This is a genomic window from Thiorhodovibrio frisius (genome assembly GCF_033954835.1).
GTDB classification, from domain to species: Bacteria; Pseudomonadota; Gammaproteobacteria; order Chromatiales; family Chromatiaceae; genus Thiorhodovibrio; species Thiorhodovibrio frisius.
Map to the genome: position 1 here is coordinate 4,735,138 of NZ_CP121471.1, position 13,245 is coordinate 4,748,382.

Below are 13,245 nucleotides of genomic sequence, written 5' to 3' on the forward strand. Positions count from 1 at the left end.
GGCCATCCCAGAGCGACAGGAAACCCCTGCTCGCAAACCCGCGCACCAACCTTCAAACATCCTGTTGCCATGTCCGCCGAACAACCCCTCTCCGCCACCACCCTGGCCGACTTTTCCGCACTTGCGCATCTGAGCGACTTAAGCGATCTTGCTTTAACCCCCAGTGAGGCGCACGGCATATACTGCGGCCTGCTGTGCAGCGGCAAGCGCGACTGCCTGGCGCGCTGGCTCGATGAAATTCTGCCCAAAACCCCCACCTCGGATCACGACAGCGCGAACTGCCGCGCCGCCCTGACCCAGGTCGCGGAGCAGACCCTGGCGGCCATCCAAGGCCCTGAAGGCGCTTTCACCCCGCTGCTGCCGGAGCCTGAGGCGCCCCTGGCCGCGCGTGCCGAGGCGGTGAGCGACTGGAGCCGGGGGTTTCTCTACGGACTGGGCCTGAACGGCTGCGACCCCAACAGCTTCAGCGAGATCACGCGCGATGCGCTCGGGGATCTGACCGAAATCACGCACATGGACGTCAACGAACTTGACGACAGCGAGGACAACGAGCAATCCCTGGCCGAGGTGACCGAATTCCTCTGGGTTGTCGCCATGCTGGTGTACGAGGAACAAGCACAGGCCCAGGCGCGCTGAAACGGATCACACCAGCGAAGCGCGATCAGACCGCATATACCAACCGCATACGGGTTGTCGGTTTTGGGCCGAACTCTAAAAAGGGTTTCGGTATAGCAGCTGGCATGGCGTGAAACATTCGATTGATCCGCCGTGGTGTTGAAAACCTTGGGGCGTTATCGTGAAACATCTGCTGTAACCTTATGGGGGTGATCGGGAACATGAGCATCAGCCAGGACGAACACCGCCAGCGCCGGGATGCCTTACTCGAGGCCATTGGACCCGATGCGGCGCTTATCATCCCCGCCGCCAGCGAGGTGACGCGCAATCGCGACACCCAGTATCCCTTCCGCCAGAGCAGCGACTTCCTGTGGCTGACCGGCTTTCCCGAGCCCGAAGCCATTGCCGTACTGGCGCCCGAGCACAAAGACGGCGACTATGTGCTCTTCGTGCGCCCGAAAGACCCCGAGCGCGAGACCTGGGATGGCCGACGCTTCGGTCCCGAGGGTGCAGTGAAAGACTTTTGCGCTAAAGCCGCCCATCCGCTCGCTGAGATCGACAAGAAACTGCCCAAGCTGCTGGCCTCGCGCCGACAGCTGTACTATCCCCTCGGCCAGGATGATGCCTTCGACCTGCGCGTGATGCGCTGGCTGAGAACCCTGCGCGGGCAGGCGCGCAAAGGCGTCACCGCGCCAGTGGAGCTGGTCGACAGCGGTGAGCTACTGCACGAGGCGCGCCTGCGCAAGAGCGAGTCAGAACTGTCAATGATGCGCAAGGCGGCGCGGATATCGGCCGGTGCGCATCTTGCGCTGATGACCCATTGCCGCCCCGGCATGAGCGAACAGCAGCTCGAAGCGCTGTTCTTGCACCGCTGCGCCGAACAGGGCGCGCGCGAGCAGGCTTATCCGCCCATCGTCGCCGGCGGCGAGAATGCCTGCATCCTGCACTATGTCGAGAACAGCGCGCGCCTGCGCGACGGCGATCTGGTGCTGATCGACGCCGGCTGCGAGTGGCAGGGCTATGCCTCGGACATCACCCGCACCTTCCCGGTCAATGGCCACTTCAGCCCGGCCCAGCGTGAACTCTACAACCTGGTGCTGGAGGCCCAGCAAGCCGCCATTGACAAAGCACGCCCCGGCCAGGCATGGAGTGCCATGCACAAGGCCGCGCTGCAAGTGCTGACCAAGGGACTGGTGCGACTTGGGCTGCTTGACAAGAAGGGGCAGAAAGTCCGAAAACTCATCAAGAAGGAGAAGTTCAAGCCCTTCTACATGCACCGCACCGGCCATTGGCTGGGGCTTGATGTGCATGATGTCGGCGATTATAAACGCGACGGGAGTTGGCGCACACTCGAGCCTGGCATGACGCTCACCATTGAGCCGGGGCTTTATGTGGCGCCCGCTGCCGAGGTGCCTAAGGCGTACCGTGGCATTGGCATCCGCATTGAAGACGACATCCTGATTACCGACTCGGGCGCCGAGATCCTGTCGCGGGACGCGCCCAAAGACCCCGATGAGATCGAGCGCCTGATGGCCGAGCTCCCGATCACCAAAAACGGGGCGCACGACATAACCGCCTAACCGGAGAACAGCATGACGCACAGCTACGATCTCGCCATCGTCGGCGGCGGCCTGGTCGGCGGCAGCCTGGCCTGCGCCCTGCGCGACACCGGGCTGCGCATTGCCATTATCGAGAAAGCGCCTGGGCCGGCCAACCCCGGACAATCCAGCCCAGGGCAATCTGGCCACCAGCAACCCAAATCAGGGCAATCAAGCTACGACGAGCGCGTGATTGCCCTGTCGCTTGGCAGCCGGCGCATTTTTTCTGGCATGGGCCTATGGCCCGCAATCGCGCCCGAGGCCGAAGCCATCCGGCAAGTTCACATCTCTGATCGCGGCCATGCCGGCCTTGCCCACCTGAGCGCGACCGATGAAGGCGTGGACTCCCTGGGTGAGGTGGTCCCGGCACGCGCCATGGGCGCAGCCATCGAGCAAGCGCTCGCCGACAGCCCGAATGTGGACTGGCTGCGCCCCGGGCAGGTGGTCTCCCTCAGCCTGAGCGGTGAGCAAGCGCGGCTCGAGGTGATGCTGCCAGATGGACATCGCAGCCTCGCCGCCAACCTGGTGGTGGCGGCAGATGGCGGCGACTCCCGCCTGCGCCAGCGCCTGGGCATCCCGCTGAAGGATCTCGACTACGGCCAGCATGCCATCATCTCGACGGTGACGCCCGAGGGGACCGACGCAGCACCTGGCACCGCCTTTGAGCGCTTCACCAGTTCCGGCCCGCTGGCCATGCTACCGATGACAAGGGGCCGCTACTCGGTGGTCTTAACCGCACTGGACAGAGAAGTCCCGGCCATCATGGGGCTGGACGACCAGGCCTTTCTCGCGCGCTTGCAGCAGCGCTTTGGCCAGCGACTCGGGCCACTGACACAGCCCGCGCGACGCGTCGCCTACCCGCTGCGGCTGCGTCTGGCGGGTCAACTCACCCGGGCGCGCTTTGCGCTGCTCGGCAACGCCGCCCACAGCCTGCACCCGGTCGCTGGCCAGGGCTTCAACCTCGGCCTGCGCGATGTCGCCGAGCTAACAGATTTGCTCGTCGAGGCACAGAGCACCGCCGCTGATCTGGGCGGACCAACGCTGCTCAATGCCTACCAGCGCCGCCGCCGGGCGGATCATCTGGCCACCGCCGGGCTGACCGATGGCCTGGTGCGCCTGTTTGGCCTCCCCTGTCCCGGCGCGCAACTCGGGCGCAACCTGGGGCTGGTCGGGCTGGATCTCCTGCCGCCGCTGCGTCATCGGCTCGCGCGGCGCTTCATGGGGCTCGAAGGGCGCCTGCCGCGACTGGCGCGCGGGCTGCCACCAATCTCCCCCGCCTTTGCCCGCTGGGCCGAACAGTCTTCGGGAGGGCCGGCATGAGCACCAAATCCAACCCGCAGACCGGGAAACCGCGCACCGGCAATCATTCCCGCTCAAGCTCCGCCAAAAAACGTCCTCAGACCAAGGCCACCGCGAGGCGCCCCACCCAGAAAATCCGTAACAGCCCCGAGCATTTCGATCTGGCCATCGTCGGCGGCGGCATGGTGGGCGCTGCCCTGGCCTGTGCCTGCTGCCCTCTCGGCCTGCGTATCGCCATCATCGACGCTCAACCGCCGCAGCGCAACTGGCCCATTGGTAGCATCGACCTGCGCGTCTCAGCCCTGAGCCGCGCGAGCGAGCGTCTGCTGCGCCGCCTCGGCGCCTGGCCACGCATGCTCGAACTCGGCGTCAGCCCCTATCGGGAGATGATCGTCTGGCAAGCGCCAGAGACGGGTCTCGGTCAGGGCGAACTGCATTTCGACAGCGCCGAGCTGGGCGAGCCGGATCTGGGTCACATCGTCGAGAACCGCGTCACCCGCCTGGCGCTCTGGGAACAGCTCGAACCGGCCGAGAATGTCAGCCTGCTGTGCCCGGCCACCCTGGATGCGCTCGAGATGAACACCAGTGGCGCACAGCTGCGCCTTGGCGATGGCCAGAGCCTGACAGCCAAGCTGCTGGTCGGCGCCGACGGGCGCGACTCGCGCGTGCGCGCCGCGCTCGGCATCGGCAGCGAGACCCTGCTCTATGACCAGCAGGCCATAGTCGCCACGGTGGAGCCGGGACACTGGCATCGCGAGACCGCCTGGCAGCGCTTTCTACCAACCGGTCCCTTGGCCTTTCTGCCACTGGCCGACGGGCGCTGCTCCATCGTCTGGTCAGCAGAACAAGGGCGCGCCGAGGAACTCCTGGCATTCGACGATGCCGCCTTCGCTGCCGAACTGGAGCAGGCCTTTGACCGGCGTCTGGGACCAATCCGCGCAGTGGGTCCGCGCGCGGCCTTCGGGCTGCGCCGCGCGCACGCCATGCGCTATGTCGCCGAACACGCGGCCCTGATCGGCGATGCCGCCCATGCCATTCACCCACTCGCCGGGCAAGGGGTGAATCTCGGCTTTCTCGATATCGCCGCCCTTTACGATGCCCTGGCCCATGCCAGCAGCCGTGGCCGCGACATCGCCAGCCCCGCCATCCTGCGCCGCTACGAGCGTGCGCGTCGGGCGGAAAATCAACAAATGCTGCTTGCCATGGATGCCATCAAACGACTGTTCAGCAACGACAACCCACTACTCACCGCCGGCCGTGGCCTGGGCCTGAGCGCCGTCGACCAACTGCGGCCGCTAAAGCTCGGCTTCATGCGCGAAGCCATGGGGCTCAGCGACCGCCTGCCATCGCTAGCGCGTCCCTGAGCCGATGCGGCCAGCGGGCCGAAGCCAAGCCAGCACCCGGCCTTTCAGGATGCCCGACTGGCGATCAAGGCGATTTTTTCGGTGCGCTCGGCATGGGCTTTGGTTACCCTATCTCGCCAAGCCGACTCGTCCAAACCCCAATCAGCCAGCCCCCATTACTCCAAGCCCCAAAACCCATCCCCCAAACCACATCCCCGGGAGACTTCCGATGCCCGCGAAGAATGCTTTCTACGCCCAATCTGGCGGCGTCACCGCCGTGATCAACGCCTCCGCCTGCGGGGTAATCGAAACCGCGCGCCAGCACAAGGACAAAATCGCCAATGTCTATGCCGGGCGCAACGGCATCATCGGCGCCCTGACCGAGGATCTAATCGACACCAGTCAGGAGAGCGACGATGACATCGCCGCGCTGCGCTATACCCCAGCCGGCGCCTTCGGCTCCTGCCGCTATAAGCTGAAAAGCCTGGAGGCCAACAGGCGCGAGTACGAGCGCCTGATCGAAGTCTTCAAGGCACATAACATCGGTTACTTTTTCTACAACGGCGGGGGCGACTCGGCTGACACCTGCTACAAGGTCAGCCAACTGTCCGAGACCCTGGGCTATCCGGTGCAGGCCATTCATGTCCCCAAGACAGTGGATAACGACCTGCCGATCACCGACAACTGCCCCGGTTTTGGCTCGGTGGCCAAATACATCGCCACCTCAGCGCTTGAGGCATCGTTCGACGTGCGCTCCATGGCCAAGACCTCGACCAAGCTCTTTGTGCTTGAGGTCATGGGCCGCCATGCCGGCTGGATCGCCGCCGCCGGTGGCCTGATTGATGATCACGGCATCCCGGTACTGGTGCTCTTCCCAGAGATCGAATTCGATCAGGATCGCTTCATGGCCAAGGTCAAGGCGATGGTCGAACAGCATGGCTACTGCACCGTGGTCGTCTCCGAGGGCTGCCATTGGCCAGACGGCCGCTTTCTAGCCGAACAGGGCACCAAGGACGCCTTTGGCCATGCCCAGCTCGGCGGCGCCGCGCCCGTAGTGGCAAACATGGTCAAGGAGGCACTCGGCTACAAGTTCCACTGGGCAGTGGCGGATTATCTGCAACGCGCCGCGCGCCATCTGGCCTCCAAGACCGATGTCGAGCAGGCCTATGCCACCGGTAAGGCGGGCGTGGAGTTCGCGCTGGCCGGGCACAACGCAATCATGCCGACCATCAAGCGGGTCAGCAGCGACCCTTACCGCTGGGAAGTGGGCGAGGCACCGCTATCGGAGGTGGCCAATGTGGAAAAATTCATGCCCCGGGAATTTATCACCGAGGATGGCTTCGGCATCACCGCCGCCTGCAAGGAGTATCTGCTGCCCTTGATTCAGGGCGAGGATTATCCGCCGTTCACCAACGGGCTGCCGCGTTTCGTCACGCTTAAAAACGCAGCGGTTGAGAAAAAACTCGCGGCTTTTGAGCTCTGAGCAAAGGCTGCCAACGACTTGCGCCAGTCGCGGACCTGCTCCCGCGACTAGCGTCTGGCGGTCGGGCCTCACCAAGCCCGACTGCGGACTTCCTTGCCGTCATCGCGCAAAACTTAATCCATGCTGTGCCGCGCCCTGACGGTTATCCAAGCCCCACTAACCCGATTTAGGAGCGAACTTAAACCATGGGAACCTTTTTTGCGATTCTCTGCGCCTTCGCAGCGCTCGGTTACGGCATCTGGTCCGTACAATGGATCCTCAAGCTCTCGCCCGGCAACGAGCGCATGCAGGAAATTGCCGGAGCCATCCAGGAGGGCGCCACCGCCTACCTCAACCGCCAATACATGACCATCGGTATGGTCGGCGGTGCCCTGGCATTAGTCCTGCTGATTTTCCTGGACTTCTACACCGCGATGGGCTTCGTGATCGGCGCCGTACTGTCCGGTGCGACCGGTTACATCGGCATGAACATCTCGGTACGCGCCAATGTGCGCACCGCCCAGGCCGCCAATGACGGGCTGGACGCGGCACTGCAGGTCGCCTTCCGCGGCGGCGCCATCACCGGCCTGCTGGTCGTCGGCCTGGCGCTGCTGGGCGTCGCCGGCTACTACGGCCTGCTATCGATGATGGGCGTGGAACAGGCAAAAGTCCTGCACGCGCTGGTGGGCCTGGGCTTCGGCGGCTCGCTGATCTCCATTTTCGCCCGACTTGGCGGCGGCATCTTCACCAAGGGTGCGGACGTTGGCGCTGATCTGGTCGGCAAGGTCGAAGCCGGCATCCCCGAGGATGACCCGCGCAACCCGGCGGTGATCGCCGATAACGTCGGCGACAATGTTGGCGACTGCGCCGGCATGGCAGCGGACCTGTTTGAGACCTATGCCGTCACCGTGGTCGCGACCATGCTGCTCGGTTCCCTGCTGATGGCCTCCGGCACAGCTGTGACTTACCCCTTGGTCCTCGGCGGCGTATCCATCATCGCTTCGGTGATCGGCACCTTCTACGTCAAGGCCGAGGAAGGCGACACCAAGATCATGAGCGCCCTGTACAAGGGGCTGATCGTCGCTGGCGGCATCGCGGCTGTCGCCTTCCTGCCGATCACCCTGATCATGAGCCCCGGTGGCAGCTTTGGCGCCAGCTTCTCGCTCTATCTGGCTGCCCTGATCGGCCTGGTCCTGACCGGCCTGCTGGTGGTGATCACTGAGTACTACACCGGCACCGAGTTCAGTCCGGTGCAACTGGTGGCCAAGGCGTCCGAAACCGGCCATGCCACCAACATCATCGCAGGCTTGGGTGTCTCGATGAAGGCCACCGCCGCCCCTGTGCTTGCGGTCTGTCTCGCCATCCTGCTGTCCTACTGGCTCGGCGGTCTCTACGGCATCGCCATCGCCGCCACCGCCATGCTCAGCATGACTGGCATCATCGTTGCGCTCGACGCCTTCGGCCCCATCACCGACAACGCCGGCGGTATTGCCGAGATGGCCGAACTGGATGAAAAGATCCGCAATATTACCGATCCGCTCGACGCCGTGGGCAACACCACCAAAGCCGTCACCAAGGGCTATGCCATCGGCTCGGCAGGGCTCGCCGCGCTGGTGCTCTTCGCCGACTACACCCATGCGCTCGGCGATGCCACCATCGACTTCAGCCTGAACAATCACATGGTGATTATTGGCCTGTTCATCGGCGGCATGGTGCCCTATCTGTTCGGCGCCATGGCGATGGAAGCGGTCGGTCGTGCCGCAAGCGGTATCGTGAACGAGGTGCGCCGTCAGTTCCGCGAAATGCCCGGCATCATGAAGGGCGAACAGAAGCCGGACTACACCAAGGCGGTCGACATGCTCACCCGCGACGCCATCAAGGAGATGGTCGTCCCCTCCCTGCTGCCAGTACTGGCACCCGTGCTGGTGGGCGTGATTCTGGGTAAAGAAGCCCTGGGCGGCATGCTGATCGGCACCATCGTCACCGGCCTGTTCGTCGCCATCTCCATGACCGTCGGCGGCGGCGCCTGGGACAACGCCAAGAAGTACATCGAAGACGGCAACTGTGGCGGCAAGGGCTCGGAAGCCCACAAAGCGGCCGTCACCGGTGACACCGTTGGCGACCCCTACAAGGACACCGCCGGCCCTGCGGTGAACCCGCTGATCAAAATCATCAACATCGTGGCGTTGTTGATTGTGCCGTTGCTGTGATCGGGGCGCTCTAGCCAGTCCTGGCATGCCACAATATGTTGCATGCCAGGACTTCTAAATATCCTGAAAAAACACCCTGCTCAAAACAGGTCGCACTGGATAACATCACTCAACATTGTCCTCGGTTAGTCAGTTGCTACATCGTTTGAACTAAGACATCAGAATTCCGTCTTCACGACCCTGTTGCCCTGCTCATCGACATGCCGGCGCAAGATTTTGAAACCAACCGTTCTTTTGTTCTAAAGCGCGGCCAGGTGGGGACTATCGTCATGATTTACGATGAACAAAACTGCGAGGTCGACTTCGCCGATGCTCAGGGAAGAACCCGTGCTTTACTGCCCGTTCCCACAGAGAAGCTGATGCGCCTGCATCACATGGCCGAGGTCGCAGCCTAAACCTGCGCAAAAAGGGGTAAAATCCCCGACTGGCCAAGGCCCGTTCAGGGCCTTTTTTGTTTTCAAGCTGGCCGACAGGCGCGAACAGCCCAGCCTTTCAGCCAAGTGTTTACTGGAGACCTCCATGGATTTAAGCAGCGTCCCGCGCGGCGACAATGTACCGAACGAAATCAACGTCATCATCGAGATTCCGTCGCATGCGGAACCGGTCAAGTACGAGATGGACAAGACCACCGGGGCCATGTTCGTCGACCGTTTCATGTCCACGGCCATGCATTACCCCTGCAACTATGGCTACGTGCCCCACACACTGTCGCTCGACGGCGACCCCATCGATGTGATGGTGGTCACGCCCTATCCGCTCATCCCGGGCTCGGTCATTAAATGCCGCCCCATCGGCGTGCTCAAGATGACCGACGAGTCGGGCGACGACGCCAAGATTCTGGCCCTGCCGATCGACAAGCTGTTCAAGGGCTATCGCAACATCACCAGCTTCCGCGACATGCCGCCGCATCTGCTCGATCAAATCGCGCACTTTTTTGAGCACTACAAAGACCTCGACGAGGGCAAATGGGTGCGTATCGCCGGCTGGGGCGGGCGCGAGGAAGCGCGCGAGGAGATCATGGCTTCGGTCAAGATGTTTGAAGAGGCACCTGAGAAGCCGAACTTCTAACCGCCGCACTTGTAACTGCCGAACTGGCAACCACCGCTTATGGTCCCGGCCACCCCGGAGAATGCATCCTTGTGATTCAGGGTCAAGCAAATGGCTGAGCTCACGCATTTCGACAACCAGGGTCAGGCGCACATGGTCGATGTGGGCGAGAAACCCGCCTCGCACCGCTGCGCCATCGCTTCCGGGCGCATCCTGATGCAACGCCACACGCTCGCATTGATTCAAGCCGGCGACGCCGTCAAGGGCGACGTGTTGGGCATCGCCCGCATCGCTGCCATTATGGCCACTAAACGGGCGGCAGACCTGGTACCCCTGTGCCATCCGCTGCCGCTGACCCATGTGGAGGTTAACTTTCAGCCGCAGGAGAGTCCGCCGGCGGTGCTTTGTACCGCACGGGTCGAGACCCAATCCAAAACCGGTGTGGAAATGGAAGCCCTGTGCGCGGTGCAGATTGGCCTGCTGACCATCTATGACATGTGCAAGGCCGTCGACCGCGGCATGACCATGGACGGCATCGGGCTGGTCGAGAAAAACGGCGGCCAATCCGGACATTGGCAACGTGACCAACACCAGCCCCCCGGCACCACGATGGCATGAACGCAATCTTTCAGCGCGCGCATTTTCTCTCCGCCGCCTCCGGGCTGGATCACGCCCCGCCCGATCAGGGCGCCGAGGTGGCCTTTGCCGGGCGTTCCAACGCCGGCAAGTCCAGCGCGCTCAATGCCCTGTGCCACCAGAACCGGCTCGCGCGCACCAGCAAAACGCCGGGGCGCACCCAGCAGCTGATCTTTTTTCAACTCGACGACCAGCGCCGCCTGGTTGACCTGCCTGGCTACGGCTTCGCCAAGGTCTCGGTCGCCATCAAGACCGGCTGGCAGCAGCTCATGGCCAATTACCTGGCCGAGCGCCAATCCCTGCAAGGTCTGGTGGTCCTGATGGACATCCGCCACCCGCTCACCGAGATCGACCGCCAGATGCTCGCCTGGGGCCAGGACGGCGAGCTGCCCCTGCTCATCCTGCTGACCAAAGCCGACAAGCTCAAGCGCGGCGCAATTGACAAAGCCCTGCATCTGGTGCGGCGCGAACTCACCGACTTGCCGCCAGGCAGCCAGCTGCTCGCCTTTTCCGCCACCAAAACGCTCGGCATCGAAGCGGCCCAGTCATGGATCACAGCGCAACTGGCGCATCAGCCATCCACCCTGTTGTCAACTGATGCCCCCTGATACACACCGGCATCAACTTGAAGGTTCCCACCTAGCGTCGCCCGACCTGATTGCCCATGATCCGGCAAAAGAATCATGAAACAAGAACACACACAAAATCAAAAGCCCCAGATTTACCCCAAAAACCTAATACCTCTTTACTGGCGCCGCAAGCTCAAGATCGCCCTTTATAACCTGCGTCATCGCCGCTCTGAGCAAATTTGGGTCCATCCTTCAGGGCTTGGGTTTCGCTTACAGATTGCGGATGAGAGCATCACCATAGCATCCATTAACCGCTGGTCAAAGTATCGCATTGGGATCGCAGCAGAGATGTACGAACTTGCGAAACGCTATGGCATCGATTCGTTAGCTTCGCTTCTGCGTGACCGTGTGGTGATCGATGTCGGCGCTAACATCGGCGAACTCAGCCTTTACTGTCGACAGCTGGGTGCCAAGGTCATAGCCATAGAGCCCGACCCCATCAATCACAGCGCACTTTGCGAGAATATCGACGGGACCGGGATTCAATCTTTCCAGACAGCGCTCTGGCATCAAAATGAAATCCTGACCTTTTACTCCTCGGTCCTGCGCGCCGACAGCTCTTTGATCCCCCCAGATCAATACAGCGATGCATTCGAAATCAAAGCTGTCACACTCGATCAGTTTGCCTTGTCCCGAGGGCTTGAACGCGTTTTTTTACTCAAGGCGGATACCGAAGGAGCTGAGCCAGAAATGCTACGCGGCGCAAAAAATGTGCTCACGCGCACCTGCTTCGTCAGCATCGACTGCGGTCCCGAACGCCAAGGTGCAAAAACCTTTGACACCTGCGAACAACTCTTGCAAGAGTTGGGGTTTTGCACCAGCGCCCTCGATGCGAAACGCAACATCCTGCTTGGCACCAATCCAAACGAACTCAAAACCCAACACATAGATTTCAAAGCGATACCCTTCCCCGCACAGTGGCCACCACCCTAAGACTGGTCCTTCAGGCAAAGCGCGCCCACTTTTTGGCGTACCGTTGAGTACTACATCCCTCTGCGCTTAGGCGCATCTGGGTCTATCGCCACAACCTGACCGCCTACCTTGCGCTGCTGGTGGCTGACGCACGCGACTGCCAAGTCATCTCTCGCGACCAACGTTTTGCCGCTGCCGCACCCGAGCGCATCGAGCTGATTTAAGAAATGTTTGCAACCCGGAGAATTCCGCATGCCCACGCTCAAAAAATCCAAACCTACGCCAAAATTGGTGATAGCGCCTGGAATGCCCTGCTAAGTGCTGCCTCCAAGCAGGTCGCAGCGGCTAGCGCTGCCGAAACATCTTCCGCCGACTCCCAGTCGGAATCGATTCCGGCGTCCACGACCACTTGACAAAGAGCCGCCTGAAAGCCATGGTTCCATGCAGAGCCCATGCAAAGGAGTCCGAATCATGGCAACGACTATTCAGCTTCGCAATGTGCCAGAAGACCTTCATCGCCAGCTCAAGGCGCGCGCCGCACTAGCGGGCCTGTCCCTATCGGATTATTTGCTGGGCCACGCACGCGCACTGGCTGCACGGCCCACAGCCGAGGAAATGCGCGCCCGGCTCAGCCAGCGCGAACCTTGCCGGATCAGCGAGCCGTCGGCGGAAATTATTCGCCGCGACCGCGACCGTGATGAAAAACCGAGATAAGCAACAACCGTGATCGTCGTCGATGCCTCGGCCGTCATTGATGTCCTGTTGCAAACTCCAGATAGCCTCGCACTGACTAATCGGCTGCTCGACGCTGGCGCCCTCAACTGTGCGCCGCAGTTGATTGACATTGAAATTGTGAGTGTCATGCGCCGTCTGGTCCACAGGCGCGAGATTCCGGAGGCAAGGGCGAGCGCGGCACTTGCTGACTTCGAGCAACTACCGCTCGAACGCTATCCCCATCAACTCCTGCTGCCGCGCATCTGGGCCTATCGCCGCCTAACCGCCTACGATGCAGCCTACCTGGCGCTGGCCGACGCGCTCGACTGCCGGGTCATCACTCGCGACAAACACTTTGCCGCCTCCGCGCCGGAGCGCATTGAGCTGATTTAAAAATATGTTTGCAACCGGGAGAATTCCTCATGCCCACGCTCAAGATTCAGACCAACGCCAAACTTGAAGACAGCGCCTGGGATGCCCTGCTGAGCGCCGCCTCCAAGCAGCTCGCCGAACTGCTCAGCAAGCCAGAAAGCTATGTGATGGTCATTGCTGAGCCGACGGCGAAGATGTGCTTTGGCGGCTCTCAGGAGCCGCTCGCCTATCTGGAACTGAAAAGCCTCGGCCTGCCGGAAGCGCGCACGCCGGAGTTGTCCGCAGCCCTCACAGCACTGGTTGGCGAGCATCTCGGGGTGCCGGCGGGGCGGGTTTATATCGCGTTCAGCGCCCCGCCGCGGCATCTGTTTGGCTTCAATGGTGGCACCTTCTGACCGGCCTCGTTAA

At 62.1% G+C, this 13,245-nt stretch carries 14 protein-coding genes; all 14 read left to right on the forward strand.

Translation table 11 applies throughout. The annotated features are described in order from the left end of the window. Window positions 1-69: 69 nt before the first annotated feature. The 14 genes from Thiofri_RS21605 (at window position 70) to Thiofri_RS21670 (ending at window position 13,232) form a co-directional block, all read left to right on the forward strand. Window positions 70-636: a UPF0149 family protein gene (locus Thiofri_RS21605; RefSeq protein WP_009148514.1), complete on the forward strand. Its 567-nt coding sequence runs from the start codon at window positions 70-72 to the stop codon at window positions 634-636. A gap of 200 nt (window positions 637-836) precedes the next feature. Continuing rightward, complete coding sequence (gene pepP, locus Thiofri_RS21610; protein ID WP_051023911.1) at window positions 837-2,195, forward strand: Xaa-Pro aminopeptidase; 1,359 nt, start codon at window positions 837-839, stop codon at window positions 2,193-2,195. Between the two features lie 12 nt (window positions 2,196-2,207). Then, entirely contained in the window at window positions 2,208-3,533 is a 1,326-nt protein-coding gene (ubiH, locus tag Thiofri_RS21615) for a 2-octaprenyl-6-methoxyphenyl hydroxylase (protein ID WP_009148516.1), read from the forward strand. After that, window positions 3,530-4,876, forward strand: a complete 1,347-nt coding sequence (locus Thiofri_RS21620; protein WP_009148517.1) for a UbiH/UbiF/VisC/COQ6 family ubiquinone biosynthesis hydroxylase — start codon at window positions 3,530-3,532, stop codon at window positions 4,874-4,876. The genes ubiH and Thiofri_RS21620 overlap by 4 nt, the downstream gene beginning before the upstream one ends. Before the next feature lie 208 nt (window positions 4,877-5,084). Beyond that, complete coding sequence (locus Thiofri_RS21625; protein WP_009148518.1) at window positions 5,085-6,338, forward strand: 6-phosphofructokinase; 1,254 nt, start codon at window positions 5,085-5,087, stop codon at window positions 6,336-6,338. Window positions 6,339-6,523: 185 nt separating this feature from the next. Next, the gene (locus tag Thiofri_RS21630) at window positions 6,524-8,527 is read left to right on the forward strand and encodes a sodium-translocating pyrophosphatase (protein WP_009148519.1); all 2,004 of its coding nucleotides are present in this window, start codon (window positions 6,524-6,526) and stop codon (window positions 8,525-8,527) included. Window positions 8,528-8,727: 200 nt separating this feature from the next. Then, a complete protein-coding gene (locus Thiofri_RS21635) occupies window positions 8,728-8,922 on the forward strand; it encodes a DUF4926 domain-containing protein (RefSeq protein ID WP_009148520.1) in 195 nt (64 codons plus the stop codon). 124 nt (window positions 8,923-9,046) lie between these two features. Next, entirely contained in the window at window positions 9,047-9,595 is a 549-nt protein-coding gene (gene ppa / locus Thiofri_RS21640; protein WP_009148521.1) for an inorganic diphosphatase, read from the forward strand. A 90-nt stretch (window positions 9,596-9,685) separates the two neighbouring features. Next, the gene (gene moaC / locus Thiofri_RS21645) at window positions 9,686-10,192 is read left to right on the forward strand and encodes a cyclic pyranopterin monophosphate synthase MoaC (RefSeq protein WP_009148522.1); all 507 of its coding nucleotides are present in this window, start codon (window positions 9,686-9,688) and stop codon (window positions 10,190-10,192) included. After that, on the forward strand, window positions 10,189-10,818 hold the full coding sequence (gene yihA / locus Thiofri_RS21650) for a ribosome biogenesis GTP-binding protein YihA/YsxC (RefSeq protein ID WP_009148523.1): 630 nt from the start codon (window positions 10,189-10,191) through the stop codon (window positions 10,816-10,818). The genes moaC and yihA overlap by 4 nt, the downstream gene beginning before the upstream one ends. Window positions 10,819-10,893: 75 nt before the next feature. Next, window positions 10,894-11,772 (forward strand): FkbM family methyltransferase, encoded by an 879-nt coding sequence (locus Thiofri_RS21655; protein WP_009148524.1) that lies wholly within the window; start codon window positions 10,894-10,896, stop codon window positions 11,770-11,772. A gap of 450 nt (window positions 11,773-12,222) precedes the next feature. Then, the gene (locus Thiofri_RS21660) at window positions 12,223-12,465 is read left to right on the forward strand and encodes a FitA-like ribbon-helix-helix domain-containing protein (protein ID WP_009148526.1); all 243 of its coding nucleotides are present in this window, start codon (window positions 12,223-12,225) and stop codon (window positions 12,463-12,465) included. A 9-nt stretch (window positions 12,466-12,474) separates the two neighbouring features. Then, on the forward strand, window positions 12,475-12,858 hold the full coding sequence (locus tag Thiofri_RS21665; RefSeq protein ID WP_009148527.1) for a type II toxin-antitoxin system VapC family toxin: 384 nt from the start codon (window positions 12,475-12,477) through the stop codon (window positions 12,856-12,858). Between the two features lie 29 nt (window positions 12,859-12,887). Next, the gene (locus Thiofri_RS21670) at window positions 12,888-13,232 is read left to right on the forward strand and encodes a phenylpyruvate tautomerase MIF-related protein (RefSeq protein ID WP_009148528.1); all 345 of its coding nucleotides are present in this window, start codon (window positions 12,888-12,890) and stop codon (window positions 13,230-13,232) included. The last annotated feature ends 13 nt before the right edge of the window (window positions 13,233-13,245 follow it).

What these genes read in the sequence shown, in the direction of transcription:
- Thiofri_RS21605 (WP_009148514.1), top strand. Translation starts at nt 70, where the DNA reads ATGTCCGCCGAACAACCCCTCTCCGCCACCACCCTGGCCGACTTTTCC.
- pepP (WP_051023911.1), top strand. Translation starts at nt 837, where the DNA reads ATGAGCATCAGCCAGGACGAACACCGCCAGCGCCGGGATGCCTTACTC.
- ubiH (WP_009148516.1), top strand. Translation starts at nt 2,208, where the DNA reads ATGACGCACAGCTACGATCTCGCCATCGTCGGCGGCGGCCTGGTCGGC.
- Thiofri_RS21620 (WP_009148517.1), top strand. Translation starts at nt 3,530, where the DNA reads ATGAGCACCAAATCCAACCCGCAGACCGGGAAACCGCGCACCGGCAAT.
- Thiofri_RS21625 (WP_009148518.1), top strand. Translation starts at nt 5,085, where the DNA reads ATGCCCGCGAAGAATGCTTTCTACGCCCAATCTGGCGGCGTCACCGCC.
- Thiofri_RS21630 (WP_009148519.1), top strand. Translation starts at nt 6,524, where the DNA reads ATGGGAACCTTTTTTGCGATTCTCTGCGCCTTCGCAGCGCTCGGTTAC.
- Thiofri_RS21635 (WP_009148520.1), top strand. Translation starts at nt 8,728, where the DNA reads ATGCCGGCGCAAGATTTTGAAACCAACCGTTCTTTTGTTCTAAAGCGC.
- ppa (WP_009148521.1), top strand. Translation starts at nt 9,047, where the DNA reads ATGGATTTAAGCAGCGTCCCGCGCGGCGACAATGTACCGAACGAAATC.
- moaC (WP_009148522.1), top strand. Translation starts at nt 9,686, where the DNA reads ATGGCTGAGCTCACGCATTTCGACAACCAGGGTCAGGCGCACATGGTC.
- yihA (WP_009148523.1), top strand. Translation starts at nt 10,189, where the DNA reads ATGAACGCAATCTTTCAGCGCGCGCATTTTCTCTCCGCCGCCTCCGGG.
- Thiofri_RS21655 (WP_009148524.1), top strand. Translation starts at nt 10,894, where the DNA reads ATGAAACAAGAACACACACAAAATCAAAAGCCCCAGATTTACCCCAAA.
- Thiofri_RS21660 (WP_009148526.1), top strand. Translation starts at nt 12,223, where the DNA reads ATGGCAACGACTATTCAGCTTCGCAATGTGCCAGAAGACCTTCATCGC.
- Thiofri_RS21670 (WP_009148528.1), top strand. Translation starts at nt 12,888, where the DNA reads ATGCCCACGCTCAAGATTCAGACCAACGCCAAACTTGAAGACAGCGCC.